Source organism: Mycobacterium paraterrae (genome assembly GCF_022430545.2).
GTDB lineage: Bacteria > Actinomycetota > Actinomycetes > Mycobacteriales > Mycobacteriaceae > Mycobacterium > Mycobacterium paraterrae.
Genome location: NZ_CP092488.2, coordinates 448577 through 473001 on the forward strand (window position 1 = coordinate 448577; position 24425 = coordinate 473001).

Here is a 24425-nt window from a genome sequence, read left to right on the forward strand (position 1 = left end):
CAGCCGTGAGGAGTTACGTTATGCAGACTTTCGTGATCCGACCTATGACGTGGCCGGTGCTCCGCCTGTTCAGCCGTAACCCGTTGATCCGCGCGAGTGACCGTATCGAAAGCGGAATCGTCACCCTGGCAGTGCTGTTCGTCGTTGTCGCGGCGGCCGGCGCCGGGGTGATAGGCACGCTGATCCATGATGCGCGAGCTCAGGAATATCACGAGCAGGCGCGGACGCGGCATACCGTGGTGGCCTGGGCCATCGACGACGGAAAACCGACGGCCTCCTCCACGACGATACGGTTCACGGTTCACGCCCGATGGAAGGCAAACGGGATCGACCACGTCGAGTTGATCGGGTGGAACCGGACGGTGCAAGCCGGCGATTCCCTCCAACTCTGGGTGGACGCCCAGGGGCGTCCTGCGGCACCGCCCAAGCCGGTCGAGCGAGCAGGGACGGAAGCGGTGTCGGCCGCGGTCATCGGATGGACGATCGCGGCGCTGGCCGCCGCGGAAGCGGTTGGCGCTGTCCGCGCGCACCTACAACGCACGCGAGACACCGAGTGGGACAGGGACATCCGCAGTCTCGTCGACGGTGGTTTCACCAACCGTTAGCAGCAGTTGCTTTTTTAGCAGAGGAGATGCACATGTCCAGCCCGGAAACCAATTTGGGTGTTGTGGTCGGTGTCGACGGGTCGCCCGCGGCCAAATATGCGGTTGACTGGGCGGCACGCGACGCCGCCATGCGCGGTACCCGGCTCACCATCGTCCACGCCGTGCGCCCCATCGGACTCACCCAACCACCCCTGACGTCGGTCACAATTTTCGCGCGCTGGCAGGTCGAGCACGGACAACGCGTCCTCGACCAGGCTGTCGGCCTGGCCCAGGCGGCCACTGCTGGCGGTGGGTCCAAGCCGCCCGAGTCGGAACTCGTGTTCTCCCATGCGATTCCGGCGCTGATCGATATGTCGAAAGACGCCGACGTGGTGGTCGTCGGCTCCCGGGGGCGAGGACCGATCGCGCGCAGCGTGTTGGGCTCGGTGAGCTCGAGCCTGATCCGTCACGCGCATTGCCCGGTGGCGGTGGTCCACGACGAGGACCCGCTGATGGCGGATCCCGCGCATGCCCCGATCCTGGTCGGCATCGACGGCTCGCCCGCATCGGAGGCAGCGACCGCGATCGCCTTCCAGGAAGCGTCCTGGCGGGGTGTCGACCTGATCGCCCTGCACGTGTGGAGCGACGTCGAGGTCAACGACTATCCCGCTATCGACTGGCCGGCGATGAAGCCGGCGGCAGAAGAAGTGCTCGCCGAGCGACTGGCCGGTTGGCAGGAACGCTATCCCGACGTGACGGTGCGGCGGGTGGTCGAATGCGACCATCCCACATACCAACTCGTCCGGCGTTCCGAGGCGGCTCAGCTGGTGGTCGTCGGCAGTCACGGCAGAGGCGGGTTCGCCGGCATGTTGTTGGGATCGGTCAGTAGCTCGGTGGCCCATTCGGCCCGGATGCCGGTCATCGTCGCTCGCCAACCCTAAGCGCACGAGTCATTTCTATTCTCCTGCCGCCGGTTTCCTTGCGGGACATCAGGATTCGAACCCAGGGTGTCGGGATTCCATCCGGTCGGGTGCCTTTCGGCCCTAGGGCACCCCCGTTCTTGTTTGCGATGCTTTGACTGGATCTGCCCGGGTCGGAGCCGACGGCCGACCGCTAGAGCAAATGGCCGGGAGCGCCGACAACCGGGCCGGGCAGATCCCCTGCAGGCATGATTCGGCTGTCCGACTCCGACGATGCACGCTTCCCGTGCTGGCTATTGGTTGCGGCAAGGAACGAAGTACCGGCACGTCGGCTATCCGCGGATGACGTCGGTGCCGGTCCAGCTACGGACCGGCACCGAAGCCCTAACGTCACGCGGCGCGCGGAAGGTCGGTCGCGTGCTTCGCCTCATGTAAGGCCGATGCGCCTTGCGCAGGGACCCAGCCGACATAGGACAGGTACAACCCGATGAGCACCTCGACGGCGGCACCAGTGCGCCACCAGCCAGTCGAATCGATCATCGAGTTGGCCAGCGAGTAGTACCACTGCGACGCGGTCACCAGGACCAGTCCCTTGACCGCGACAAGCCATCCTAAACCGGAGACCAGCACGGCCGCCACACCTCGCCAGAACGGATGCAGCGCGATCACCGTCAGACCGAGCACCAGGATGAAGGCACCAGTAACCCAGGACCACAACGGGTTTGCTTCATACCCGGCCAGCATGGCCTTCATATCGCGCGGGCGCAGCGCGGCCGAGAATGCCACGATCGCCAGATACGGGCCTAGCACGCGGGCGAACATCCGAGTCCGCTCTTGAAGTGAGTCTGTGGATTTCATCGCGATACCTCCGTTGGAATCTGCTGTTTCGGGGACGTACGGACCCCACGTGACCATCCGATCATCTCGAATCCGTTGTGCACCAGAGCCGTAAGTCCTGCAACGACGGGACGTTGGTCGTACCGGGCCGGTAGCGCCTAGCGCCCCGAACGCACCACGACGACCGGCACAGTCGTCGACTGGGTTACCGCTGCGCTCACCGAGCCCAGCCGAATCCCGCCGAAACCGCCACGACCGCGGCTACCGAGCACCACCAATTGCGCGCGTTGCGCTAACTGAATCAGCCAGTGAGCGGGCGTATCGCAGACCAGCCGTCGCGTGACGTGCACATCGGGGTAACGTTCCTGCCACCCGGCCAGGCGTTCGGCCAGCAGCTCTTCACCTTGTTCTTGATACTCACGCCAATCCATTCCGAAGATCGGGAAGACCCCGACGTCGCTCCAGGCGTGCAGTGCGGTCAGCGCGACCGCGCGACGCGATGCCTCCTCGAATGCCCACGCCGTAGCGGCCTCCGAGGCGGGTGACCCGTCGATGCCAAGCAGGATCGGCGCTGACGGGTCGACGACGGCCGAACCGCCACTGGCGTGGATGACGGCCACCGGGCAGTGGGCGTTCTCCAGCACGGCCTTGCTGACCGAGCCCATCAGAAGACGCCCGAGGGCGCCCCTGCCGTGACTACCCACCACGACCATCCGAGCATCGGCTGAGGCGTCGACGAGCGCATCCACCGGGGTCGCGTGCAGCACCTCGTTGCGAACATCTTGTGGCTCCGACTCATTCGCCGAGCGGGCGTCTGCCTGTGCTTGATCGATGACCCGCCGTGCGTTTTCTTCCTGCCATTCGGCAACTCCGAGCTGACCGGCACTCACCGGCCAGCTGGTGATTATCGGTTGCACAACATGCATCAGCGTGACGGGCTCGCCGCGCAGCGACGCTTCACGTGCCGCCCAGCGGACAGCAGCATCAGATTCTGGCGATCCGTCTACACCGACGACAATGCCGTATTTCGTTGAGGTCTCGAACATCATTGCTCCTCCGGCGTCACGCTTGTGGGGTCGCACTGCAATCCCTTCACTCACACTTGCGGGTCCGGCCGCCGCAATCCAGGGCCATTGGTCCTCCCACCCGCAGACCGGAGACTGTCGCCATGGGACGCGTCAGCTCAGCCAAACCGGCGACCACACACCCTTTCGCAGCGGATCCGCACGAAGTAATCCCATCGGCCACCAGCCGACGGCCGAGAAAACATTCCGGACAACTCGATAAGTTCGGGCACCTTGGTGACGGGAGCGGAGTGGCCAACCACCGTGACACTCCATCCGCTTTCGAGATCTGCGTCGAATTCATCTGCCTCGAAAGCCAGCACCTGGTTTCGCGACACAGCGGCCAGCACCGGAGCGTCGGTTACCCGTACCACCACATCGTCACGCCAACAACAGAACTCGACCAACTGCACAGCAGGCAAAGCCAGTTCGGTGAAGATGAGACGCCCCACCGACGCCTTCCGGATCAGCTCGATCCACTGCTCCCGCTGTGACGGGTTGAGCGTGTGCACTGACACTGCAGGCTTCTTAACTGCGCGCACTACGCGCACTGCGCGAACCGGGTAAATGGGCTCCGTCGCGCAGTGATCGCAGCGCAGTTGCCGACGCCGCGAGCTGATGCACCGCGTCGACGATGCCATTTCCAAGCTCGTTCGCATCCGATGCGGCGTCATAGTCGGCGGTGATTCCAAATGTCAGGTCGTCGGCGTAACTCACAATCGCGATACCGGTGCGCACCCGCAGCGCGATCGGCACAATCGGCAGCACGCGGACGACTGACCGGCCCATGACCTTCAACCGCTTTGCCGGCCCGGGAACATTGGTTGCGACCGTGACGACGGCTCGCTGTGGCAGCCGCGCCATCGCTTGTATCGCCCACGCCGTCATGGGAAACGGCAGCAAGTTCGTCGCTGCAACCACCAGGCTGCCACCCTGACGTTGGCCACTACGCTTTGCCGCGGTCAGACGCCGCTGAACGGTGCGCAATTGTTCGAGCGGGTCGGACTCCTCGACCGGAAGGTAGGGCAGGAGCAACGACACGTTGTTGCCGAACTGGTCCAGCGCACTCCCCGAACGCACCGACACCGGCACCAGCGTGCGCAACGACCGCGACTGAGGCCGCTCGCGTCGACGGAGCAATGCGGCGCGGTAGCTCGCGGTAATCGCTCCCAACGCAACGTCGTTGACCGTGACGCCGTAGGCCTTGCACACTTTCCGCACCTCGCGCAGCGGGACGCTCACAGCCACGTATCGCCGCATGCCGGTGATATGACCGCTCAGCTCGGTGGGCTGTGCCGGCCGCATCAGCGCGGAGCCGACCTCGAGAATGCCCTCTCCCGCCCGCACCGCGGCGTCCGTAACGGCCAACGAAGTGCGCCACAACCGGCTGATCCAGTCACGGGGATCGAACACCGAAAAGCCCGCTCCGTCGTCATCGGGGAGTGCCGGCACCGGATGAAGTTTGCGGGCGAACGTATCGCTGCGGTCGTCGGCGAGCCTGTTGAGCAGCTGAGCGGTGGCAATCCCGTCGGCGATGCAGTGGTGGATTTTTATCAGGATGGCCCACTGACCGTTCTGCAGGCCTTCGATCATCCAGCATTCCCACAGCGGATGATCGCGATCGAGCCTGCGCTCCATCAGATCTGCTGTGAGCTGAAAGAGCGCAGTGTCGTCGCCTGGATGCACCACGGCCGCGCGCCGGGCATGATGGCGAACGTCGAATGCAAGATCGTCGACCCACTCCGGGGCACCGAGATTCAGCGGATGCGTGCGCAGGACCTGATGGAACCGCGGGACTTCCGCCAGCCGCGCACCAAGGCCCGCAATGAAATCCGTGAATTCGGGTGCCGGACCGTCGAGGACCGCCAACGCACCGACGGCCAGGCTGATATGCGGATCGGCGTCTTCGACTTGCAGGAATGTCGCGTCAAGAGTCGATAAGTGGTCCATGAATACGACGGTGCTCGCCGGCGGCAAGCATCGGGCAGAGCCAGAAGTCACCAAAGCCCGGGCCCTCGGGACTTCTCGTCACGCCGGCAGTCCCACCGCCTTGAGCTCCATGTACTGCCGGACCCCGACGATGCCGCCACTTTCTCGGCCGATTCCGCTCTGCTTGAATCCGCCGCGGCGCTCCGCCAGGACCGGATCCGTTGACCGCGATCTGCCCAGTGCGCACCCGGCGCGCGACCGCCAACGCCCGGTCGACGTCGGTGCCCCACACGGCCCCGGAAAGCCCGTATCGGGAGTTGTTCGCGATCTTCACCGCCTCGTCGTCACCGCGGTAGCGCAACACCGAGAGCACCGGTCCGAACACCTCCTCCTGAGCGATCGTCGAATCCGGCGCGACGTCGACGAGGATGGTCGGCTCGAAATAGAACCCCTTGTCCAGACCGGCTGGCCGGCCGCCGCCGACAACCACTTTCGCCCTCGTCGAGCGTCCGATCCACGTGCGCCTGAACGCGCGCGCACTGAGCCTCGCTAATCAACGGACCCATCGTGACGTGCGGATCGGTGGGGTCACCGACCTTCACCGATCGGGTCAGCGCGGCCAGCCGATCGACGATCTCGACATGCATCACGTCGGTAAGCACTAAGCGGCTGTGCAGGATGCAGACCTGCCCGGCGTGAAACGAGCACGACTCGAGCAAGATTCGCTGCAACTTCTCGTCGTCCAACGCCGCGCAGACCTTCATGACGTTGAGCGTGTGCGGGAAGTTCCACGAGGTCAGCATCGACACCACCCCCAGTGGTTCGTAACGCAGCAGCGTCTGACCAGCCGCGCCGAAGGCGTCGATCGGCTCTTCGACAGGATGGGTTGCCTATTCCGCGGCGTTCAATGCCGCGAAAGCGCGGCCTTCCACGTGAACGGCCTGCTCATTCGCCGTGCCTCCCTATTCCTGTTGCGCGAGTTCATAAATCACGTCTGCGTGCACCAGCAGCGCCTCGCCTAGCTGGTTCAAGTAGCGCGCCCGCTGCTCGGGCCCGGCGTCGGTCCACGGTCCTGTGTCGAAGGCCGCTTGCGCTGCCGCGAGCGCGCTGGCGACCTGAGCGCGACTCGGGTCGGGCACGGGCGCGATCACCGTCTCGGTAGCCGGATTGACGTCGTCGTAACGGCTCTTGGTCTCGACCCACCGGCCGTCGATGTAAACGCCGTACGTGTCCATCAGCGAGCGTGTGTCAGCCATGCTCGTTCCTTTGGGATGGACGTTCCGGCGGCTCACGTTCGGTCTACACCTGCATATCCGTTGTCGTCAATGTCGATAACGAGACACTGCCATTTCATTTCGGTCGCAGCTTGTTGACACCATCGGCGCCATCAGAGTAGACAGAGTCGATCGGACAGATCGACGGTTTATGTACGGTCGTTCGCGGCGAGGAGGCTTGATTGCCGGTGCGATTCCGCCGTGCGCCACGTGAGCGTTACGCAACCGAGCAGACTGGAGGATGCACTCAGTGACCGACACCAACCTGCTCGATAAGCTGAAAGCACTTGTCGGCCAACCGACCGGTGGCTCCGCAAGGCCTTCGGTGGCCCCGGACCCGGTAAATCAGCCGATGATCCGGCACTGGGCGTATGCACTGGGCGACATGAACCCGGTGTACCTCGACGCGGAGTTCGCGGAGAAGTCGCGGTTCGGCGGCATCGTGTCGCCGCCGGTGATGTTGCAAACCTGGACGATGCCGGCGCCGAAGCTGGAAGGGATCGGCGAACGCGGCGGCTCACCCGTCGAAATCACCAACAATCCCACTGCTTTTCTCGACGAGGCCGGCTACACCAGCATCGTGGCCACCAACTCGGAATTCGAAATCAGTCGCTACCCCAGACTGGGCGACGTTATCAGCGCGACATCGGTATTCGAGGAAGTCTCCGATGAGAAGACGACCGCGCTGGGAACCGGCTTCTTCGTGACGTGGGTCCTCACCTACACCGACCAACACGGCGAAGTCCTTGGCAAGCAACGCTTCCGGGTGCTGCGTTTCAAGCCGGCCCGCTGATGGCGACAATCCCCCGCACCACGACCCTCAAGTGGAGTGACATCAACGTCGGCGACGAGGTGACTCCGCTTGAGGTCCCGGTGACCACGACGATGATCGTAGCCGGTGCGATCGCGTCCCGTGATTTCATGCCCGTGCACCACGACGTGGCCTACGCCAACAAGCAGGGATCGCCAAACCTGTTCATGAACATCCTGACCTCGAACGGGTACTGCATCCGTTTCCTCACCGACTGGGCCGGCCCCGAGGCAATGGTGACTAAGTTGGCCATTCGCCTTGGGGTGCCGTGCTTTCCGGACGACCCGCTGCGCTTCACCGGCACCGTCACCGGCAAGACTCCGGGTCCCGCAGGGCGACGGCCTGCTGAAGATTTCGTCGAAGTCACGTTCCAAGCCGCCAACAGCCTCGGTAACCACGTCTCGGGAACCGCCGTCCTGAGCCTCCTCGAGGGGATCGGTGCGTGACACTGGCGTCAAGACCGGCGACGAGCGAAGAGCCATGACCCAGGCCGCGTCAGCCGACACCCGCGAACTCATCATCGAGTCCGCGTACGCCTGCTTTCGCAAGCAGGGCTTGCAAAAGGCGACGATCGTCGACATCGCCAGGGAGGCGCAAATTTCCCGGAGCACAATCTATGAGTATTTCCGGGACAAAGCGGCGATCGTCGAGGCTTGCGCCGAGCACACTTCCGAGCAGTTTTACCGGCAGATGTCGTTGGCGATGGACCGCGCGGGGTCGCTCGAGGAGAAGCTCGCCCGCGCAGCGGTTTTCGTCACCCAGGCTCGGCGCGCGATTGCATCGGAGAAATTCTTCGACGAAGAAGCCATCAGCCTGCTGTTGACCAAGGATGCCGCTGTGCTGCTGCGTGAGTGCGTCGACTTCTTTGCACCCCATCTGGCGGCCGCCAAGCTCACCGGCGAAGTCCGCAAGGACCTCAACGTCCAGGCCAGCGCCGAATGGTTCGCGCGAATCCTCTTCTCGCTGTTCAGCACTCCCTCATCGACGCTGGACATGGATGACCCGGAAGTGGTCGCCGACTTCGTGCGCTCACATGTTGTTCACGGTTTCGCCAACAACCGTTCACGGCCGCGACGCGCGTCCGACATCCGTTGATAGACAGGAACATTCGTCAGCCTTAGATCGGGACCAAAGACCCCTGGCGCGCGGCCTGTACTGCGTTAGCGTTCTCTTCGACGAGAGGAGATCGCCATGGTGGAGACAACGAAGCGTTACGGAATCATCGCAGGTGTCGACGGATCGCCGGAATCCGATGCAGCCGTCAAGTGGGCCGCGCTCGACGCGGCTATCCGCAACCTACCGCTCACGCTCGTGCACGTGGCGAGCCCCGTCGACGCAGTGTGGGCCCAAGCCGCGGAACTCGAAGAAACGGCCGACGAGCAACGAGCGAAGGGCCGCGACTTGCTCAACCACGCGTCGAAGATTGCCCAGGATGCCCTGTCGGATACGGCGCAGGTACATATCAACGGGGAATTGCTGTCGTCTGCGGCCACTGTCTCGACGCTCGTCGAGCAATCAAAAGACGCCCAGCTCATAGTGGTGGGCTCACGCGGGCGCGGGGCACTGTCCCGCAGCATTCTCGGCTCGGTCAGTGCCGGGCTCATTCGTCACGCGCATTGCCCGGTGGCACTGATCCGCGACAGCGAACGACAGCACGCCGCCGATGGTCCCGTGGTGGTCGGAATCGACGGAGCGACTTCCGATCTCGCGACGGCAATCGCATTCGACGAGGCATCGCTTCGCCACGCCGACCTAGTAGCGCTGCACGCGTGGAATGACGTCGACATGAATGCAATTCCCGGCTACGACTGGTCACCGACGACCGCCAAAGAAGGCGGCGTCCTGGCCAAGGCGCTGAGCGGTCTCCAACAGCGTTTCCCGGACGTTCCGGTGCACAATCGCCTCGTCAAAAACCGAGCGGCGCACGCGCTCGTCGATGCATCGGAGTCCGCGCAGCTGGTCGTGGTTGGGACGCACGGAAGCGGCGCCCTTGCCGGCATGCTGCTGGGCTCGGTCAGCAATGCCGTCGTCCAGGCCGTGCGCGCGCCGGTGATCGTCGCCTGTTCGTCCTGAAGCCGCCGGGTCAGCTCCTGGCAGCGCTGACTGGCCGCCCAAGGGCGTCGCGGGTGATCAGACCGGCCCGCTCGAAACCGGCCAGCCAACCCTGCATCGGCCACCACCCCCAGCGTCGATGAAAGATCACGGCGTTGCGGATGATGTCGTCGACATGTTGGACCGGCGGATCTGCAGTCGGATGATATTGATGATATGCATGCGCCCCACCCACCCAGTACATCGAAATATGTTGTGCTGACGCACATTGCGCAAAGTCGGTGTCCTCCCCGCCGTAGCCGCGGTAGCGCTCGCAAAACCCTCCGAGGTTGGTCCAGGTTTGCGCTCTGACTGCGAACGACAGTGACCAGAACAGCTGGTAGTTCACCGTCTGCACTACCTCGCCGGCAGGCGGGTCCGGTCGGGCCGGATGCGGATTGGTCTGCGCGGGAAGTTCCTCCATCGGGTAGCCTCGCGGACCCGGCGGAGGCAAATAGGTGACCGGACCGCACAGCAGAGCCTGGGCATAGTGCGGATCCTCGGCCACGTCGTGATAGCGACCGATCAGCTCGGTGTGCGGAATACAGTCGACGTCGAGAAACACCAAGAGCTCCGCGGACTCTCGTAACGCGGCGGCCGCACCCTGGTTGCGCCCGTAGGCGAGCGGCAACGGCTCGCCGACCTCCAGGTCAAGCACAACGGCCGGGGATCCGGCGTCGGCGACGATGCCGGCGACCCGGCGATCACCCAGCGCGACCACGATATGCATGTCGGGTTGCCGGGTGCTGCGGAGCAGCCCGTGGAGCTGGCGGCGCAGATGCGCTCCTCGTCCAGACACGGTGGTGATAACGGCAGTGCGCACTAGACAACGGCTTTCGCGCAGCGTCGCACGGTGGATTCTATCGCGGCGGCCGCCCGCTCCGCGGCGCCTGACACCTCCCACCGAACCCACTTCTGGGGATCGGTAGCGAGCGCGTGGGCGATCAACCCGGGCCAAGCCCGGGCGTCCGGCATGCCACGGGCGACGGTGGCGAGGCGATGCCGGCGGAGCACCTCAGCGGTGGCGGCCTGCTCGTCGAACGGGCGCGGCGCCGCAATGACGACGGCCCGCCGTCGCGCGGCGGCGACATCCGCGATAGCACCCTGTCCCGCGTGCGTCACCACGACGTCTGCGGCGCAAATCTGCGGCCACGGATCGCTTTTCCAACCGGCCGTTCCACCGACGACCGTCCACTGAGTGGCCGGGCATGCTCGTGCGCAGTCGTCGATTGCGGCGCCGAAATCCTCGCTGCCACCAGCCAGCACGAGGACCTGGGTGTCGGCTGAGGGGACGCGGGGTGGACAGCTCCGCCCGTCGAATCGGCTGATCCCCCCGACATAACTGGTCTTGGCCGCGTGACCGCGAAGCCACGAAGGAGCCAGCAGTTCGCGCGGCCACGCCGCGATGATGTGATCCGCCAGCCGGTGGGCAAGCACGTGCGGTGCGTCGAACCGGCCACCGGGCAGGGCCATAACGACGACCGGCACACCGAGCAGCCGGACGAATGTCGCCACCTCGACCGACACGTCTGTGACGACGGCGTCGGGTCGGGTGTCGGCGACCCAGCGCGCGATCACGTTCATTCGGTCACGCAGTCCGTCGTCGTGGTGCGGTGCCCAGTGAAAAGCCCCATACGCGGTCGGATTCGGCGGTTGTTGTGAATCGTCGTCACGCGCTAAACGAATGACCTCGGCGAACGGATGGGGTTCCGGTATGGGTAACGAACTCAACGCCGTGACTGGGTTCTCCAGCCTCGCGGCAATGCTTGTCGCGCGTGCGAGATGTCCGTAGCCGCAGTGGTGAATGTAGTAGCCGATCATGGCTTTCCTCGTCATGCGTGTCGATGGTGTGGCGATACAGATCCAGGTAACCGCGCAGCATCGCTTCGGCCGAGCACCGCTCGAGGGCATGCTGGCGCACCGCGGCGCGCGACAGGTTCTCCACCTCCGCCACGGCCGCCGCCATGCCCGCGACGTCGCCGGGTGCGACCAGCTGACCTGACTGAGGCGCAACCAGTTCGGGCACGCCTCCGCGCGCGAAGGCGATCACCGGAGTTCCGCAGCACATCGCCTCGGCAACGACCAGTCCGTAAGGCTCGTCCCACACCGGTGTCACCAGGGCCGCGGCAGAGCCCCCGACGAGGCGTGCCAATTCTTCGTGGTGCAGATGACCGGCGTACCGAATCTGGTCACCGAGGTGAGACGAGACGTGCTCCTCGAAGTAATTCGAGTCGGACACCGGCCCGGCAATCACGAGGTCCCGTCCGGCGCGGCGGGCCGCGTCGATGGCGAGATGCGGCGCCTTCTCCGGGGTGATGCGGCCAAACCACACCAGATGATCCCCGCCCGCGCCCAAAGGCCATCGGTCGGTGTCGATTCCATTGGGCACCACGCTGATGTCCGCGATGGCATGCCGCCATGCTGATGCAGTGTGCTGCGACACGGCGGCGAACCGGGTGCCGGCCCCACCTGAGGCGTCGATCGCGGATTCCAGCCACGGCGTCGGCGGTGTGTGCACGGTGGTGAGCATCGGCGTGGCAAGCATCGGCGCCATCGCGACCGGCAGGTAGTGCAGGCTGTGGTTGTGGATGATGTCGAAATCATCGGCAGTGCAACGTACTAACTGCATCATGAGCATCAGGTAGGCATGGTGATCGGCGAGGAACGGCCCCGCTGTCATCGACACGTCGGCGCGCGCGGACGGCGAGATCAACAACGGCCGGACGTCCAGCGTTCGAGAGCCGATGCCGGGGTCCGAGCCCGGCGCAGCGAAGATCGACACGTCGTGACCACATCCGGCGAGGGCACGAGCCAGATGCCACACGTGCGCTTCCAGACCACCGGCGAACGGCTGTCGAATGGGAAATCGGCTGGATGCGATCAGCGCGATCCGCAGCGAAGACGTCATGACAGCACGCTCTGGTACAGGCGACGGTGAGCTACGGCGAGCCGATCGCGTTCTGCACGGCGGGCCGCCCAAGTGGCACGCGGCACCGAACGCCCCATCGCCCACTCGCGGTATAGGTCATCGATGGCGCGGCGCAACGACTCTTCATCGAAGCGGTGCTCGTCGAATTCGAATACGCCGCAATGGTGTTGCTGATGGTAGAAGCCGCAACTCGGGACAACGGCCGCGGTGCCCAGGTCGAAACAGGCTTCCAACCATCCCGAATGACTTCCGAATCGGTACGGGAGCACCGACACGGTCAGCGACGAAAGGTAATCCCACAGCTCGTCGTCGGAGAAGTACCGATGGACACGGACCCGGACGTGGTCGTGCCGGTCGTACTCCAACAGTGCCGCTCCGGCATCGGGGGCGAACCAGTGGTTGTCACGGTCGAAGATTTCGTCGTGCACATTGATTCTCAACTCACCGCAGGGCAGCGCCGCCACGATTTTGACCAGCGCGTCGAGAACCGGCAGCGGATCCATGTTGGCGCGAAGACTTTTGGCGTGCACGCCCACGGTAAAACGTTCGCCGTGCGGTCGCTGCCGCTCGATACGAGCTTGCTCGAGGACATGCGGATGAGGCAGCACGCGGGCATTTCTGCCCCACTGCCGCCGAATCGCTTCTGCGGCAGCATTTGTCAGCGTGACGAGTTCGGCAGCGGCATCGACAAGCACCTGCTGCTGATCGGTGTGCGCCCGCGGGTCGGGATGATGCGGATTGCGCAGATCGTGCACGGTGTAGACCAGCGGCTTGCCGAACCGGTGAAGCTCTCGCGTGACGTCGAAAAGCTCGTCCGGCCCGACCGCGTCGAAGCCGAAGTGTACGTGGAATACATCGAACAGCCGGTGGTTGGACGTCACCCAACCGGGCTCGAGCATCAGCGGCGGCCACCAGCCGCCGGGAACCTTGCGGCCGTCCGCGGGCTCCGGATCATCAAGCCGGACAACATCATCCGGCATCCCGGGTGGCGACAGATGCCGGACATAGACATGCGACGCCGGCACCGAGGCAACACGCAACGTGATCCCCTTCGACGAAATGGAACCGACAGGAGTGACGGGCCTCTGACGGCGTCTGTCCACTGAGATCCGCGGGATCCATTCCTGCGAGCTGAAGAATGCGGCGCAGTACTAGTACCCGGCGCCGCAGGCGTTAAACCGGTTTGCTCAGGGCCGCAGAATCACCTTTACCGCGCCATCTTGTTTCTTCTGGAATATGTCGTAGGCGTGCGGAGCCTCGTCGAGCGAAAGGACGTGCGTGGCAAAGGTGTCGACTCCCAACGGGTCGTCGTCGGTGAGCAGCGGCATGATGTCGTCCGACCACCGCTTGACGTTCGCCTGGCCCATTCGCAACGTGATCTGCTTGTCGAACAGGGTCAGCATCGGCAGTGGATCAGCCATTCCGCCGTACACCCCGGACAGCGAGATCGTCCCGCCACGGCGGACGATGTCGATCGCCGAGTACAGTGCGCCGAGCCGATCCACACCCGCGGTCTGCATCAGTCGTTTGCCCAGCGCATCCGGCAGTAGGCCGGCGACCTGTTGAGCCGCTTTGGTCACGGGCGAACCGTGCGCTTCCATGCCCACCGCGTCGATGACCGAGTCGGTGCCACGGCCGTCGGTCAGCTCGCGAATGACGTCTCCGACGGGTTCATCGATGTTGCTGAGGTCGATGGTCTGGATGCCGCGAGCCGCGACCCGGGCGAGCCGCTCGGGCACCAGGTCGACCGCGATCACCCGATAGCCGAGATGGTGGGCGATCCTCGACGCCATATCACCGATCGGACCGAGGCCGAGCACTGTGACCGAACCGCCGTCCGGAATGTCGGCGTACGCCACCCCTTGCCACGCTGTGGGCAACACATCGGACAGGTACACGAAGCGTGAATCGGGCGGCCCGACAGGCACTTTGATGTGGGTGAATTGCGCCTGCGGCACTCGTAGAAGTTCTGCCTGTCCGCCGGGGACTTCGCCATACAGCTCGGAGTAACCGAAGAGCGCCGCACCCATTCCCTGGTCGCGCACCTGGGTCGTCTCGCACTGGGTGTAGAGCTGCTGATCGCACGTCGCACAGCTTCCGCAGGAAATCTGGAACGGGATCACCACGCGGTCGCCGACCCGAAGGTCACCTGCCTGACTCCCGACTTCGCGAACGATCCCCATCGCCTCGTGCCCGAGGATGTCACCGGCGTTCATGAAGGGGCCCAGCACTTCGTACAGGTGTAAGTCTGACCCGCAGATGTTGGTCGACGTCACCTCCACGATGGCGTCGGTTGGTTCTTGGATCTTGGGGTCGGGCACCGAGTCGACGCGAACGTCGCGCTTGCCGTGCCAAGTGACAGCTTTCATCTTCACGTCGTACCCGCCTGGCGGCAACGCAAACAGCCGTTGCGGGTCCGATGGCGAGCCCCTGATGACCAATGGCCCTGCCGGCGGGGTCGATGCTCCCGCGACGCTGAAGGCACCTGAATCGAAGAGGACTGCACGAGGAGGCATCCGTGGATACCGCTGAAATCCTCTGCCCAGCAATAGTAGTGGGCATCGATGGCTCTGAGGCCGCGATCCGGGCTGCGGAATGGGCGGTCGACGAGGCCGTTGAGCGGGACATTCCGCTGCGCCTGGTGCACGCCATCCCCTCCCAGATCGAACCCGCTCCGTTCAGCGCCGTCGGCAACGTCGACATGGAAGTCGAATACGCCGAAACGGCGCTGCGGCTGGCGTGCGCGGCGGTGACCGCCACCGGCAAGACGGTGAAGGTCGACACCGAAGTCGTCCGCGGTGACCCCGCGCCAATACTCATCGCCGAGTCTGTCGATGCCGCAATGATCTGTATCGGCTCGACCGGTATCGGTCGGCTGGCGCGCGCTCTGCTGGGTTCGACGGCCACTGATGTCGCCGAAAATGCGCACTGCCCGGTGGCGATCGTCCGCAGCCACGAAGGCCATGCGACCCGGCTGAGCCCGTTGATCGTAGCCGCGATCGATGAGTCGGACGACAGCGACGCAGTGGTCGAAATGGCCATCAAAGAGGCGAGATTGCGCACGGCGCCGGTTCTTGCTGTCGAGGTGCTGCGCGGGGAGACCAGTCGCATGCCCAACAGCGATTGGGAACACCGAGTTCAGTGCTGGAACGAGTCCCACCCGGACGTCGACGTCTACTGCGCGGCCACGCGCGACGGCATCGCGGATTTCCTCGGCGTGACGAACAGGACGATTGCGCTGGCCGTCATCGGAAGCAGCGATGCGGACCAGGTCGCCAACCTGATCGGGCCGCATGATCACTCGATGATCGGGCACGCTGAATGCTCCGTTCTGATCGTCCGGCCGTAGACTCCGTGTGGTCCGACCATGAAATATGCTGTGCCGCAATGGAAGACCCGGTCAGCTCTAAGCTCCGCGACGGTGCCACCGTGTTGCTGCGACGGCTCGGCCCAAGTGACATCGATGCGGTGAAGGAATTGCACAACAGGCTCACCAAGGAAGAGCTCTACCTAAGGTTTTTCACCCCCCATCCGGGTTTCCTGCCTGAGTTGGCCGATCAGCTCACCGACAGCGGCGGTCAGAACTACGCGCTTGGCGCCTTCGAGGCCGACGAGCTGGTCGGGGTGGCCAACTACGCGATGTGCGGCAAGCCTGCGACAGCGGACGTCGCCGCGGTCGTTGCGCATGGTGATCATTCACGCGGAGTGGGCACCGCTTTGCTGCGCCGGCTGGTGCATGTGGCGCGGGTCAACGGCGTTCGGCATCTGGTCGGCGATGTGTTATCGGCGAATTCCGCGATGTTCGACCTCCTCCACGAGGCCGGTCTGAAGCCGCAGCGCAAAGCTTACGACTGCGGTGTCGTGCACCTCGACGTCGATCTCAGCGGCGCGGAATTCGACTCCGTCTAAGAAGCCGACTCAATCCGAGTCCCGAGCCGTCAGCAGAACCGTGAACCGTCCAGGTACTCGACGACGTCCCCGAGTGGGCGACGGGGCGTGGCGGGCAATACGTCAGCGTCGACCGGAGCCCAACCCACGCGAAGCAACATTTGCGGATAGGCGTCGAGCCCGAAGACCTCGAGCTGCACGGCATCGCGTGTCTCGCGGATCTCCAAAGGTTCGGTGACTGGGCAACTGGCCAGTCCGATAGCTGTGGCACTCAGCAGCACGAGGCTGCTGGCTTCTCCGGCTCGAAGCCGTGCCAGGAGGTCGTCTTCTCTGGTGCCGAGCGCCAGCACCACGGCGTTGTCGTCGGATGGTTCGGTATCGACCGGCTGGTCCAAAGCGGGGCCCGCGAAGAGCCGCGGCGGGAGCGGAGCCGTGGGATCGGCGTCCGGGGTGTTGCGGGCCGGCACGCCCGCCCACGATGCGTATCGTCCGCTCCACACCGTCAACTCGGAAAGGTAGCCGTAGTCTGTGGCGTGCTTACGAATGGCCTGCACCATAATGTCTTTCAGCCCAGACCGCGAATTGACCTGGCGGAGCATTACACCGGTGCGGGCCGCGCGCGCGCCCAGCAGCGCAATGTCGTTGGCGGGAACCTCCCACGAGCTGTAGCGCCGCCGATCGGTGCGTCGTCGTGGAATGGCCGCTGCCAGCGTGATATCCAGCTCGTTGGCCGGCCGGCGGTGAACTTCGATCGCGGCAAGATGCTCGGGATCATCGGGATCCGGCAGCCGATGGATCTTGGATTGCCAGCCGAGCGCGCCGAGCGCCACGACACAATGATGCAAAGCGATACCGCAACTCAATGTCAGATCGCGGCTGTCGGGGTCGGTCTTGGCAAGATGCAGCCTGCGATCGGCGTAAAGGTGCAAACTGTTCGAACCCACCCGCCAGCGCCAGGGCTGAGTGTTGTGCACCGATGGTGCGCGGGCGGCCAGCGACAGCGCTGTCTTCACGGTGTCGCGATCCGGAAAGGAAGCGTTCATGGGATTGTGACCGCCTGTCGTCATCTCGTGTGTTGCTTTAGGATGAGCGGATTCGGCGGGGCTGGTTAGGGCCCAAAGGCTCTAAAGGTGACTAGCTTTCGAATCGCTTGCCGACTCGGACCGCCCGCGGTCGCCGGGACTTAGGACGGTGATGCCAGTGCCGAAAGTCTCTGCACATGGAAAAGCCGCACACCTAGTATTTCCGACAACCTGTGGAACTCGCCCCGGCGTACGGCATTGGGAGGCACCACGTCTGATCGCGCGCCCATAGGGACGTCAACTACGAACGCGTCGCCGGCGGCCGGTTTGACGTCTGCCGAGGTTGCGCAACGCGTCGCGGAAGGCAAAGTCAACACAGTTCCCCGCCGGACGACACGCGCGGTGTCCGACATTGTCCGGGCGAACCTCTTCACGCGAATCAACGCAATCCTGGCCGTGCTGTTCATCGTGGTGGTCGCGACCGGCTCGCTGATCAACGGGCTGTTCGGCCTCCTGATCGTCGCCAACAGCGTCATCGGAATCGTGCAAGAGCTGCGGGCCAAACTGACGCTGGACAGGCTGACCATCGTCGGGCAGGCCAAGCCGGTGGTACGCCGCGACGGCCAGGCGCGCGAAGTGCCGCCGGCGGAGGTGGTTTCCGACGATGTGATCGAACTCGGGCCCGGTGAACAAATTGCGGTGGACGGCATGGTGGTCCACGATTCCGCGCTGGAGGTCGACGAGTCACTGCTGACCGGCGAGGCCGACCCAGTGCTGAAAAAGACTGGCGACATGGTGATGTCGGGCAGTTTCGTCGTCGCAGGCAGCGGCGCCTATCACGCCACCAACGTCGGAGGTGACGCGTACGCCGCAAAGTTGACCCTCGAGGCCGGCGCATTCACCTTGACCAAGTCCGAACTTCAGGCGGGCGTCAACAAGATTCTCGGAATCATCACCTACCTGTTGATACCGACCGCTTTGCTGATCATCTACACGCAGCTGTTCACGACACACGCCGACTGGCGGCAATCCGTGCTCCGCACCGTGGGCGCCTTAGTGCCGATGGTCCCCGAAGGCCTAGTTCTGATGACGTCAATAGCGTTCGCCGTCGGCGTGATTCGCCTCGGCCAGCGCCGGTGTCTGGTGCAAGAGTTGCCGGCGATCGAAGCCCTGGCCCGGGTCAACGTGGTGTGTTCCGACAAGACCGGAACACTGACCGAGAACCGTATGCAGGTCGCAGGATTAGAGCAGCTCGACTCGAGTATCGCGCTCGACGCCATTGTCGACGTGTTTGCGTCGCTTGCGGCGCGCGACGCCCACCCGAACGCGAGCATGCAGGCGATCGCTCAGGCATATCCCCATCCGCCGGGTTGGACCGTCACTTCGACCGCGCCGTTCAAGTCGTCGACGAAATGGAGTGGATGTTCCTTCGCAAAACACGGCAACTGGATTCTCGGTGCCCCAGACGTTCTCCAGGAACCCTCATCCGAGGCCGCACAGCAGGCCGAAGCCGCAGGCTCGCAGGGATTTCGGGTACTGCTGCTCGGATCCAGCCCGATTCCCGTCGATCATCCAGATGCACCGGGTTGCCTTACTCCCGTCGCATTGATCACGCTGCGGCAGCGGATCCGACCGGATGCTCACGCCGCCTTGCGCTTTTTTGCCGAGCAAGGCGTTTCGGTCAAAATCCTCTCCGGTGACAATGCCGCCTCGGTCGGCGCGGTGGCATCGCTCGCCGGCCTCGACGGACAGACGTGTGACGCGCGGACGTTGCCGACTGACCTCGACGAACTTGCCGAAACGATGGACCACTACACCGGTTTCGGCCGAGTGCGACCAGACCAGAAGCGTGCGATGGTGCGCGCGTTGCAGCGGCGCGGCAATACGGTGGCGATGACCGGCGACGGCGTGAACGATGTGTTGGCACTCAAAGACGCCGATATCGGCGTGGCGATGGGGGCGGGCAGTCCCGCTTCGCGCAGCGTTGCTCAGATCGTGCTGCTGGACAACAGTTTCGCGTCGTTACCAATCGTCGTCAGCGAAGGCCGCCGCGTGATCGGCAATGTCGAGCGGGTAGCCAATCTGTTCCTCACGAAGACCGTGTACTCCGCGCTGCTGGCCCTGCTGGTAGGACTCTGCGGTGTCGCGGCGCGGTGGTCGGGCTTCCGGTCGCCGATGTTCCCATTCGAGCCCATCCAGGTCACCATCGCGGCATGGTTCACCATCGGTGTCCCCGCGTTCATCCTGTCGCTGGCCCCGAACCACGAACAGGCGCGCCCGGGTTTCGTGCGCCGCGTGGTGACGGCGGCGGTGCCCAACGGCACGGTCGCCGGCGTCGCAACTTTTGCGTGCTACCTGCTGGCATGGCAGGGAAACACGGAGGTCTCAATCCGCCAGGTGCAAGCTTCGACCTCGGCGCTGATCACCCTGCTGGTGATCGCGGTGTGGGTGCTGGCAACGGTCGCCCGCCCCTACACCTGGTGGAAGGTGGCCTTGGTCGCGTCGTCGGGTGGGGCGTACCTGGCGATTCTGTGCAGTTCCTTCGCGAGAAGCCACTTGACGATCGATCCGTCGAACGTCGCGTTGACCGCCACCGCAGTCGGCATCGGGGTGGCGGGTGCCGCTGTCGTCGAGGCGTGGTGGTGGATGCAGCGCTCGTCGGGCGGGGTCAAGGCGCACTTGTGGCAGCGATCGGCGTAACCATTTACGAAGCGTCGAATACCCTTCGACTCCGGGATCGAGGGGTTAGTCGGCAATCTGCACGGCCGCGAGGTCTTCGCTCTGCCGTTGCGCCTGATCTTTGATGCGTAACAACACTTTCCGGATCAACAGAGCAATGGCGGGCCGCGCAAGTTCGACCACAACAACCTCACCCGGGTGCCGCAGGCCGACCCGAGCCCGGGCCAACAGCCGCGTATGGGTTGCCGTCTGCGACTGCAGGCGAAATGACCACACCACGTTCGGCAGAGCTGGCGCGACAGCGCTGAGCACGATGTCACGTTCGGGTGTCACCGCCTCGACCCTGAAGGCCAGCCCGCCACGAAGCCCCATCCAGCCATCGGGCTTGAGACGCAGGGTGTCTCCGGCCGCTAGCGGCTTCCATTCCCGACCGCTGCGCTCGGATTCGTGCATCCGAAGGCCCGCCATGTTCTCCAGCGCGAATCGGCTGCCACGAGCGCCGCGTCCCAGCCCCATGCGTAGCAGCAGCGGCCAGACGATCGCCGGCGGCGAATCTATCCATATCGCTTCGGTCACCTGGATAGCCGGCTCACCGAGCATCTCGTCGCCCGGCAACGGTGCTTTGCACTCGCCTTTGGTGGTTCCCCAGTTGCGGTAATACCGGCGTGCGGCATAGAGCAAAGCCGCAACTACCGCGATCTTGGTGAATTGAGTCGACGCAGACATGACGCCAGTCTGCGCAACTCAGCGCTCTGTCACGAGAGGCTTTGGTCCTCGGTGCCGCTGAAGCCCCAGGGGCACCGGACGAAAAGGTATCAATACCTTTCAGTTCAGGACCATCTCCTCCTACGTCGGCCTCGCACCGCGCAATAGCGTTGCTGTCGAGAGCCTTTCACATCATCGAGATATCGGGAGATTTGATGCTGGATTCGTTTGCTCCGAAGTCGGTGATTGTTGGTATCGACGGATCGGACGCAGCCATTCGAGCCGCTCAGTGGGCGGTCGACGAGGTCGCCGACACCGACGTCCCGTTGCGGCTGCTCTATGTGAGGGATTTGAACTCGGGCGCAAGTCGGGCCGAAACTCGCGCAGCGTTCGAAGCCGGTGAGGCCGCGGTGTACGCCGCCTACGACGCGGTCGTCGCAATGGGCCAAGCGGTGAAAATCGAAATGGAGATCGTCGAAGGCCGTCCGGTGCCGATGCTGGTCCAAGCCTCGAAGTCGACGCAGCTGATCTGTGTCGGTGACGTCGGGGCTGGCCGGCTATCGCCGGCGGGATTCGGTTCTACCGCTACCGAATTGATCCAGCACGCGCACTGCTCGGTCGCCGTCGTCCGAGGAGGTATGCCCCATCACGACGAAAAGCGCTCAGTGGTCGCTTATGTCGTCGGATCACTCGACGACGAATTCGCCGTCCAGCGAGGCTTCGAAGAAGCCGAGCGACGAGACGCACCGCTGGTACTGATGATGGCGTGGCGATCTGGGTTGGAAGACCTTCAAGACGACGCTGCCCTCACCGAACAGGAACGCCGTAAGCACGACGTATTGGATCATTACGCGGCGCTGTGGAGTCCGCACTATCCTCGCGTGACGGTGCGCACCGTCGTCAAGTACGGACCGTTCCTCAATTACCTCGCCGACAATGCGGCGTCCGTTCAGGTGGCCGTCGTCGGCGCCACCGCGGTCCACGAGTTGCGCAAGCTCATAAGTCCAGCCGCCGACCCGGCGTTGCGCCACAGCGATTTCACCGTGATTGTCGCACGCTGAAGAAGGTCCTTGCTCCGCTACGGGTGCGCCAACGCGCGCATGAAGAAGGTCAGGTTGGCGGGTCGTTCCGCCAGCCGCCGCATGAAGTAGCCGTACCATTGGGTGCCGAACGGCACGTAGACCCGCACCCGATTGCCGTCGGCCGCCAGCCGACGCTGCTCGTCGTCGCGGACGCCGTACAACATCTGGTATTCGAAGTCCGTTGCCGTTCGACCGGTCTCGCGAGCGAGCAAGGGAACCGCGTCGATCACCGCAGGGTCGTGCGATGCCACCATCGGGTATCCGGGTCCGGCCATCAACAGTCGAAGGCAGCGCAGATAAGCGGCGGTCACCGCGGCAGCGTCGCGATGGGCCACCGATGCGGGTTCGTCATAGGCGCCTTTGCACAGTCGAACGCGCGCACCAGAGGCGGCGAACTGCTCGCAGTCACCCGGCGTGCGTTGCAAGTAGGCCTGCAGCACGACACCCAGCCATGGAAAGTCGGTGCGCAATTCGGCGGCGATCGACAGTGTCGAATCGGTGGTGGTGTGATCCTCGGCGTCCAGCGTGACCCACGCACCGATCCGTTCCGCGCGCTCACAGATCCGGTAGGCGTGTTCGAGCGCAATCTTCTCGCCGTCGTGGTTCAGCGCCTGTCCCAGCGCCGACAATTTCAGCGACACTTCAAGTGGCCGCACGCCCTCCCGGGTCGCGTCTGGCCGGCGACCCAGCGCGTCGAGGAGATGCAGATAAGCCGACACGGTGGCGTTGGCGCCCTCGATGTCGGTGACCTGCTCACCCAGGTAATCGATGCTGACTAGGCGACCCGAATCACGCAGTGCCGCGGCACTTTCCAGAACGCCCGCCAGAGTCGTGCCGGGTACGAACCGGTGGACGACTTTGCGGGTGACAGATAGCCGTTCGGCGGTGTGCTGCAATCCATGCGAACGACTGGCGGCCAGGATCGCCGGCCGCAGCGTCTTGGAAAACAGGCCGGTCATTGCGGCACCATGTGCGGATAGTTGTGGTCGGTTGCCGGAACGAACGTCTCCTTGATCGAGCGTGCAGAGGTCCAGCGCAGGAGGTTCAGCGCCGAACCGGCCTTGTCGTTGGTGCCCGACCCACGGGATCCGCCAAACGGCTGCCGGCCCACCACCGCGCCCGTCGGCTTGTCGTTGATGTAGAAGTTGCCGGCCGCGAAGCGAAGTCGGTTCTCGGCGGTCAACACCGCTTCGCGATCGTCGGCTATCACCGCTCCGGTCAGGGCGTAACGCGAGCCGGTGTCGATGATGTCGAGCACGCGGTCGAAATCGTGGTCGGGGTAGACGTAGACCGAAAGGAGTGGGCCGAAGTATTCGGTGGCGAAGGATTCGTCGGTCGGGTCGTCGGACAGCAGCACCGTCGGACGCACGAAATACCCTTCGCTGTCGTCGTACTCACCGCCGACGGCGATCGTGACGCCGGATGTGCTCTTCGCGCGCTCGACGGCCGCGACGTTCTTGGCAAAAGCTCGCCGGTCGATCAGCGCCCCGCCGAAGTTCGTCAGGTCGGTGATGTCGCCGAACGGCAACTCGGCGGTGGCGGCCAGGAGGTCATCGCCCATCCGCTGCCAGACCGAGTGCGCGATGAACGCCCTCGACGCCGCCGAGCACTTCTGTCCCTGATAGTCGAACGCCCCCCGAATCAACGCGGTACGTACCACGTCTGGCCGTGCCGACGGGTGGGCCAGCACGAAGTCCTTTCCGCCGGTCTCCCCCACCAGTCGCGGATAGCTGTGGTAGCGCTCGATGTTCGTGCCGACCTGCCGCCAGAGATGCTGGAAGGTGTCCGTCGATCCGGTGAAGTGAATGCCGGCCAGTCGCGGATCCGCCAGTGCCACTTCCGAAACCGCGTAACCGTCACCGGTGACCATGTTGACCACACCAGGGGGCAGACCGGCCGCCTCGAGTAGCTGCATGGTCAAATACGCCGACAGCGACTGTGTCACCGACGGCTTCCACACCACCGTGTTGCCCATCAGCGCCGGAGCGGTCGGCAGATTCGCCGCGATCGAGGTGAAGTTGAACGGTGTGATCGCGTAGACGAATCCGTCCAGCGGGCGGTAGTCGCTGCGGTTCCATTCGCCGGGGGCGCTGCGCGGCTGCTGCGCCAGGATCTGCCGCGCGAAGTCGACGTTGAAACGCCAGAAATCCGCCGTCTCGCAGGAGGCGTCGATCTCGGCCTGGTAAGCGGTCTTCGACTGGCCCAACATGGTTGCCGCGGCGATCTTCTCCCGCCATGGGCCGGCCAGCAATTCGGCGGCTCGCAGGAAGACCGCCGCGCGTTCGTCGAATGGCGTTGCTGCCCAGGCTGTTCGAGCCAAGGACGCCGCTTGGACGGCGGCAGCGGCATCGCGGTGCTGCGCGTTGGTCAACGTGCCGAGCGTGGCCGAGTGTCGATGCGGCTGCACGACGTCGACGCGGTCGCCGTCGCCCATGCGGTGGCTGCCGCCGATGACGTGCGGCAGCTCGATCGGGTGATCGGCCAACTCGGCAAGCGCGGTCTGCAGCCGAGTCCGCTCGGGCGAGTTCGGCGCGTAGTCGTGGATCGGCTCGTTGACGGGTTGCGGAACGTCAGTAATCGCGTCCATGTCTCAGGATCTCAGTGCGAACG

The 24425-nt window shown here is 64.5% G+C and carries 23 protein-coding genes and 1 pseudogene; 10 read left to right on the plus strand and 14 right to left on the minus strand.

Annotation, left to right across the window (positions count from 1 at the left end; genetic code table 11):
• Positions 1-20: 20 nt before the first annotated feature.
• Positions 21-605, plus strand: coding sequence for an Rv1733c family protein (locus MKK62_RS01955; protein WP_240262653.1), 585 nt, complete (start codon positions 21-23; stop codon positions 603-605).
• 32 nt (positions 606-637) lie between these two features.
• Positions 638-1525, plus strand: a complete 888-nt coding sequence (locus tag MKK62_RS01960; protein WP_240262652.1) for a universal stress protein — start codon at positions 638-640, stop codon at positions 1523-1525.
• A 369-nt stretch (positions 1526-1894) separates the two neighbouring features.
• Here MKK62_RS01960 and MKK62_RS01965 read toward each other — a convergent pair whose 3' ends face one another.
• The 5 genes and pseudogenes from MKK62_RS01965 to MKK62_RS01985 all read right to left on the minus strand — a co-directional run bounded on the left by MKK62_RS01965 (position 1895) and on the right by MKK62_RS01985 (position 6569).
• The gene (locus MKK62_RS01965) at positions 1895-2362 is read right to left on the minus strand and encodes a hypothetical protein (RefSeq protein WP_240262651.1); all 468 of its coding nucleotides are present in this window, start codon (positions 2360-2362) and stop codon (positions 1895-1897) included.
• A gap of 137 nt (positions 2363-2499) precedes the next feature.
• Positions 2500-3387 (minus strand): universal stress protein, encoded by an 888-nt coding sequence (locus MKK62_RS01970; protein ID WP_240262650.1) that lies wholly within the window; start codon positions 3385-3387, stop codon positions 2500-2502.
• Positions 3388-3524: 137 nt separating this feature from the next.
• A complete protein-coding gene (locus MKK62_RS01975) occupies positions 3525-3923 on the minus strand; it encodes a pyridoxamine 5'-phosphate oxidase family protein (RefSeq protein WP_240262649.1) in 399 nt (132 codons plus the stop codon).
• 10 nt (positions 3924-3933) lie between these two features.
• Positions 3934-5355, minus strand: a complete 1422-nt coding sequence (locus tag MKK62_RS01980; RefSeq protein WP_240262648.1) for a wax ester/triacylglycerol synthase family O-acyltransferase — start codon at positions 5353-5355, stop codon at positions 3934-3936.
• Positions 5356-5433: 78 nt separating this feature from the next.
• Positions 5434-6569, minus strand: a pseudogene (locus MKK62_RS01985) (aldehyde dehydrogenase family protein).
• Between the two features lie 364 nt (positions 6570-6933).
• Between MKK62_RS01985 and MKK62_RS01990 the strand changes: the two are divergent.
• The 4 genes from MKK62_RS01990 (at position 6934) to MKK62_RS02005 (ending at position 9492) form a co-directional block, all read left to right on the plus strand.
• On the plus strand, positions 6934-7401 hold the full coding sequence (locus MKK62_RS01990; RefSeq protein WP_434085065.1) for a MaoC family dehydratase: 468 nt from the start codon (positions 6934-6936) through the stop codon (positions 7399-7401).
• Positions 7401-7865 carry a MaoC family dehydratase gene (locus MKK62_RS01995; RefSeq protein WP_240262646.1) on the plus strand — a complete coding sequence of 155 codons (465 nt, stop codon included), beginning with the start codon at positions 7401-7403 and terminating at the stop codon, positions 7863-7865. Before MKK62_RS01990 ends, MKK62_RS01995 begins: the two co-directional genes overlap by 1 nt.
• Before the next feature lie 34 nt (positions 7866-7899).
• A complete protein-coding gene (locus MKK62_RS02000; RefSeq protein ID WP_240263871.1) occupies positions 7900-8514 on the plus strand; it encodes a TetR/AcrR family transcriptional regulator in 615 nt (204 codons plus the stop codon).
• Between the two features lie 96 nt (positions 8515-8610).
• Positions 8611-9492, plus strand: coding sequence for a universal stress protein (locus MKK62_RS02005; protein WP_240262645.1), 882 nt, complete (start codon positions 8611-8613; stop codon positions 9490-9492).
• Between the two features lie 10 nt (positions 9493-9502).
• Here the strand turns inward: MKK62_RS02005 and MKK62_RS02010 are convergent, their stop codons facing one another.
• The 5 genes from MKK62_RS02010 to MKK62_RS02030 form a co-directional block, all read right to left on the minus strand.
• Positions 9503-10333: a glycosyltransferase family 2 protein gene (locus tag MKK62_RS02010; RefSeq protein WP_240262644.1), complete on the minus strand. Its 831-nt coding sequence runs from the start codon at positions 10331-10333 to the stop codon at positions 9503-9505.
• Positions 10333-11196 (minus strand): glycosyltransferase, encoded by an 864-nt coding sequence (locus tag MKK62_RS02015; RefSeq protein ID WP_240263870.1) that lies wholly within the window; start codon positions 11194-11196, stop codon positions 10333-10335. The genes MKK62_RS02010 and MKK62_RS02015 overlap by 1 nt, the downstream gene beginning before the upstream one ends.
• A complete protein-coding gene (locus MKK62_RS02020; RefSeq protein ID WP_240262643.1) occupies positions 11180-12418 on the minus strand; it encodes a glycosyltransferase family 4 protein in 1239 nt (412 codons plus the stop codon). Before MKK62_RS02020 ends, MKK62_RS02015 begins: the two co-directional genes overlap by 17 nt.
• Complete coding sequence (locus MKK62_RS02025) at positions 12415-13464, minus strand: glycosyltransferase family protein (protein WP_240263869.1); 1050 nt, start codon at positions 13462-13464, stop codon at positions 12415-12417. Before MKK62_RS02025 ends, MKK62_RS02020 begins: the two co-directional genes overlap by 4 nt.
• 162 nt (positions 13465-13626) lie before the next feature.
• Positions 13627-14808, minus strand: coding sequence for a zinc-dependent alcohol dehydrogenase (locus MKK62_RS02030; protein ID WP_240262642.1), 1182 nt, complete (start codon positions 14806-14808; stop codon positions 13627-13629).
• A 149-nt stretch (positions 14809-14957) separates the two neighbouring features.
• Between MKK62_RS02030 and MKK62_RS02035 the strand changes: the two genes are divergently transcribed.
• Together MKK62_RS02035 and MKK62_RS02040 are read left to right on the plus strand one after the other, a co-directional pair.
• Positions 14958-15788: a universal stress protein gene (locus MKK62_RS02035; protein WP_240262641.1), complete on the plus strand. Its 831-nt coding sequence runs from the start codon at positions 14958-14960 to the stop codon at positions 15786-15788.
• A gap of 38 nt (positions 15789-15826) precedes the next feature.
• Positions 15827-16348 (plus strand): GNAT family N-acetyltransferase, encoded by a 522-nt coding sequence (locus MKK62_RS02040; RefSeq protein ID WP_240262640.1) that lies wholly within the window; start codon positions 15827-15829, stop codon positions 16346-16348.
• Between the two features lie 29 nt (positions 16349-16377).
• Here MKK62_RS02040 and MKK62_RS02045 read toward each other — a convergent pair whose 3' ends face one another.
• A complete protein-coding gene (locus MKK62_RS02045) occupies positions 16378-17370 on the minus strand; it encodes an Acg family FMN-binding oxidoreductase (protein WP_240262639.1) in 993 nt (330 codons plus the stop codon).
• A gap of 267 nt (positions 17371-17637) precedes the next feature.
• Here MKK62_RS02045 and MKK62_RS02050 point away from each other — a divergent pair, with 267 nt between their 5' ends.
• Complete coding sequence (locus MKK62_RS02050; RefSeq protein ID WP_240263868.1) at positions 17638-20049, plus strand: HAD-IC family P-type ATPase; 2412 nt, start codon at positions 17638-17640, stop codon at positions 20047-20049.
• A gap of 45 nt (positions 20050-20094) precedes the next feature.
• Here MKK62_RS02050 and MKK62_RS02055 read toward each other — a convergent pair whose 3' ends face one another.
• Positions 20095-20754: an SRPBCC family protein gene (locus MKK62_RS02055; RefSeq protein WP_240262638.1), complete on the minus strand. Its 660-nt coding sequence runs from the start codon at positions 20752-20754 to the stop codon at positions 20095-20097.
• 194 nt (positions 20755-20948) lie between these two features.
• Between MKK62_RS02055 and MKK62_RS02060 the strand changes: the two genes are divergently transcribed.
• Positions 20949-21794 carry a universal stress protein gene (locus MKK62_RS02060; RefSeq protein WP_240262637.1) on the plus strand — a complete coding sequence of 282 codons (846 nt, stop codon included), beginning with the start codon at positions 20949-20951 and terminating at the stop codon, positions 21792-21794.
• A gap of 17 nt (positions 21795-21811) precedes the next feature.
• On the opposite strand, the gene MKK62_RS02065 is transcribed toward MKK62_RS02060, so the two are convergent.
• Both MKK62_RS02065 and pruA read right to left on the minus strand, forming a co-directional pair.
• On the minus strand, positions 21812-22774 hold the full coding sequence (locus MKK62_RS02065; protein ID WP_240262636.1) for a proline dehydrogenase family protein: 963 nt from the start codon (positions 22772-22774) through the stop codon (positions 21812-21814).
• Positions 22771-24402 carry an L-glutamate gamma-semialdehyde dehydrogenase gene (gene pruA, locus MKK62_RS02070; RefSeq protein WP_240262635.1) on the minus strand — a complete coding sequence of 544 codons (1632 nt, stop codon included), beginning with the start codon at positions 24400-24402 and terminating at the stop codon, positions 22771-22773. The genes MKK62_RS02065 and pruA overlap by 4 nt, the downstream gene beginning before the upstream one ends.
• Between the last annotated feature and the right edge of the window lie 23 nt (positions 24403-24425).

What these genes read in the sequence shown, in the direction of transcription:
- MKK62_RS01955 (WP_240262653.1), top strand. Translation starts at nt 21, where the DNA reads ATGCAGACTTTCGTGATCCGACCTATGACGTGGCCGGTGCTCCGCCTG.
- MKK62_RS01960 (WP_240262652.1), top strand. Translation starts at nt 638, where the DNA reads ATGTCCAGCCCGGAAACCAATTTGGGTGTTGTGGTCGGTGTCGACGGG.
- MKK62_RS01965 (WP_240262651.1), bottom strand. Translation starts at nt 2,362, where the DNA reads ATGAAATCCACAGACTCACTTCAAGAGCGGACTCGGATGTTCGCCCGC.
- MKK62_RS01970 (WP_240262650.1), bottom strand. Translation starts at nt 3,387, where the DNA reads ATGTTCGAGACCTCAACGAAATACGGCATTGTCGTCGGTGTAGACGGA.
- MKK62_RS01980 (WP_240262648.1), bottom strand. Translation starts at nt 5,355, where the DNA reads ATGGACCACTTATCGACTCTTGACGCGACATTCCTGCAAGTCGAAGAC.
- MKK62_RS01995 (WP_240262646.1), top strand. Translation starts at nt 7,401, where the DNA reads ATGGCGACAATCCCCCGCACCACGACCCTCAAGTGGAGTGACATCAAC.
- MKK62_RS02000 (WP_240263871.1), top strand. Translation starts at nt 7,900, where the DNA reads ATGACCCAGGCCGCGTCAGCCGACACCCGCGAACTCATCATCGAGTCC.
- MKK62_RS02005 (WP_240262645.1), top strand. Translation starts at nt 8,611, where the DNA reads ATGGTGGAGACAACGAAGCGTTACGGAATCATCGCAGGTGTCGACGGA.
- MKK62_RS02020 (WP_240262643.1), bottom strand. Translation starts at nt 12,418, where the DNA reads ATGACGTCTTCGCTGCGGATCGCGCTGATCGCATCCAGCCGATTTCCC.
- MKK62_RS02030 (WP_240262642.1), bottom strand. Translation starts at nt 14,808, where the DNA reads ATGAAAGCTGTCACTTGGCACGGCAAGCGCGACGTTCGCGTCGACTCG.
- MKK62_RS02040 (WP_240262640.1), top strand. Translation starts at nt 15,827, where the DNA reads ATGGAAGACCCGGTCAGCTCTAAGCTCCGCGACGGTGCCACCGTGTTG.
- MKK62_RS02045 (WP_240262639.1), bottom strand. Translation starts at nt 17,370, where the DNA reads ATGAACGCTTCCTTTCCGGATCGCGACACCGTGAAGACAGCGCTGTCG.
- MKK62_RS02055 (WP_240262638.1), bottom strand. Translation starts at nt 20,754, where the DNA reads ATGTCTGCGTCGACTCAATTCACCAAGATCGCGGTAGTTGCGGCTTTG.
- MKK62_RS02060 (WP_240262637.1), top strand. Translation starts at nt 20,949, where the DNA reads ATGCTGGATTCGTTTGCTCCGAAGTCGGTGATTGTTGGTATCGACGGA.
- MKK62_RS02065 (WP_240262636.1), bottom strand. Translation starts at nt 22,774, where the DNA reads ATGACCGGCCTGTTTTCCAAGACGCTGCGGCCGGCGATCCTGGCCGCC.
- pruA (WP_240262635.1), bottom strand. Translation starts at nt 24,402, where the DNA reads ATGGACGCGATTACTGACGTTCCGCAACCCGTCAACGAGCCGATCCAC.